We start from the raw sequence: 2,186 nt of genomic DNA, 5'->3' as shown, positions 1-2,186 counted from the left end.
TCGAACTCGACCTCGCCCCGCCCAACCAGGACGGACGCACTCTTTCGAGTATCCGCCCACGAGGCGCGCCGGGTCCAGGGCACTGCGGGTCCAATGCCGCCGATGGATACTGGGCCCCATGACCGAGCGCGTCGACACACCCGGCATCGATCCCGCGGACTTCCGCGTCCACGTCGTGGCGCAGGCCATCCGGCTGTTCTCCGAGAACGGGTACGAGGCGACGACCGTCGAGCAGATCGCGTCCGCGGCGGGCGTGTCCCGGCGGACGTTCTTCCGCCAGTTCCGCTCCAAGGAGGACGTGATCTTCGCCGATCACGAATCGCTGTTGCAGCAGGCAGGCGATTATCTGTCCACGGATTCCGACGACCCGTGGGCGGCGGTCTGCAGGACGGCAGGCCTGGTCTTCGACAGGTTTCGCGAGAACCGGGAGCTGTCGGCTCGCCGGTACCAGGTGGTGCAGCGGGTGCCCGCCCTGCGCGACCGGGAGATCGTCACCGGTTTCCGCTACGAGCGGTTGTTCGTCGACTACCTGCGCGGCGTCGTACCCACCGAGCCGGTCCTGAAGGTCATCGGATTCGCGGCCGCTGTCACCGCGTGCCACAACTTCCTGCTCCGGAACATGATCAAGGGCGACCCCGACGCCACCGCTGAGGAACTCGAGCGGGCCCTCCTCGACGTGCGCCGGACGTTCGGCGTCGCTCCGGGGGCATCGACGCAGGAACAGGACGCCGTGCTGGTGGTGTCGTACCCGCCGGGAACGCCGGTGGACGAGATCACCGGGCGCATCCAGGCCCAGCTGTCCCGGCGCCGGGGCTGAGGCGGCCGGGTGACGACAACCACCCTTGACTGGCACTCAGTGCCGTGGTTGACTGCACTGTAGTGGCAGTAGTTTGCCGACCACGAACATTGCGGCCCGCCTGAACGACAATGACCCTGGCACGGAGTGCCTATTCAGACTCGGTGCCGTCGAGACTCAGCAAGGAGCGCCCCATGGCCGGAAATCCGGACTTCGATCTGTTCAAGCTCGGTGAAGAGCACGACGAACTGCGGTCCGCGATCCGCGCGCTCTCCGAGAAGGAGATCGCCCCCTACGCGAAGCAGGTCGACGAGGACGCACGCTTCCCCGAAGAGGCCCGCGTCGCCCTCGTGAACTCCGGGTTCAACGCCATCCACGTCCCCGAGGAATACGACGGCCAGGGCGCCGACTCCGTCGCCACCTGCATCGTCATCGAAGAGGTCGCCCGCGTCTGCGGCTCCTCCTCCCTGATCCCCGCCGTCAACAAGCTCGGCACCATGGGCCTCATCCTCAACGGGTCCGAAGAACTCAAGCAGCAGGTCCTGCCGCAGCTCGCGTCCGGCGAGGCCATGGCGTCCTACGCACTGTCCGAGCGTGAGGCCGGTTCGGACGCCGCCAGCATGCGCACCCGCGCCAAGGCGGACGGCGACGACTGGATCCTCAACGGCTCCAAGTGCTGGATCACCAACGGTGGCAAGTCCAGCTGGTACACCGTCATGGCCGTCACCGACGCCGACAAGGGCGCCAACGGCATCTCCGCGTTCATGGTCCACGAGAACGACGAGGGCTTCGTCGTCGGACCGAAGGAGAAGAAGCTCGGCATCAAGGGTTCGCCCACCGCGGAGCTCTACTTCGAGAACTGCAAGATCCCCGGCGACCGCATCATCGGCGAGCCCGGCACCGGTTTCAAGACGGCGCTGCAGACCCTCGACCACACCCGTCCCACCATCGGCGCGCAGGCCGTCGGCCTCGCGCAGGGTGCCCTCGACGCCGCTCTCGCCTACACCAAGGACCGCAAGCAGTTCGGCAAGTCGATCAGCGACTTCCAGGCCGTGCAGTTCATGCTCGCCGACATGGCGATGAAGGTCGAGGCCGCCCGCCTCATGGTCTACACCTCCGCGGCCCGCGCCGAGCGCGGCGAGAAGAACCTCGGTTTCATCTCCGCTGCCGCCAAGTGCTTCGCCTCCGACGTCGCGATGGAGGTCACCACCGACGCCGTCCAGCTGTTCGGTGGCGCCGGCTACACCACCGACTTCCCTGTCGAGCGGATGATGCGTGATGCGAAGATCACTCAGATCTACGAAGGCACGAACCAGATCCAGCGCGTCGTGATGTCGCGTGCACTGTTGAAGTAGGCGGCTACGCCGCCCGTGCGCCTTTTTGGTAGCTC

2 protein-coding genes are annotated in these 2,186 nt (G+C 66.7%); both read left to right on the top strand.

The window, feature by feature from the left end:
• The first annotated feature begins 118 nt into the window (after window positions 1–118).
• On the top strand, window positions 119–817 hold the full coding sequence (locus ACNJ7E_RS13845) for a TetR family transcriptional regulator (protein ID WP_009478134.1): 699 nt from the start codon (window positions 119–121) through the stop codon (window positions 815–817).
• 173 nt (window positions 818–990) lie between these two features.
• On the top strand, window positions 991–2,151 hold the full coding sequence (locus ACNJ7E_RS13840; RefSeq protein WP_009478133.1) for an acyl-CoA dehydrogenase: 1,161 nt from the start codon (window positions 991–993) through the stop codon (window positions 2,149–2,151).
• Window positions 2,152–2,186: the final 35 nt, after the last annotated feature.

Origin of the sequence: Rhodococcus mengyinensis (assembly GCF_048381435.1) — a bacterium.
GTDB classification, from domain to species: domain Bacteria; phylum Actinomycetota; class Actinomycetes; order Mycobacteriales; family Mycobacteriaceae; genus Rhodococcus_F; species Rhodococcus_F opacus_D.
Note: the sequence above shows the minus strand (reverse complement) of the source record. Positions and strands in the feature narration are given on the sequence as shown.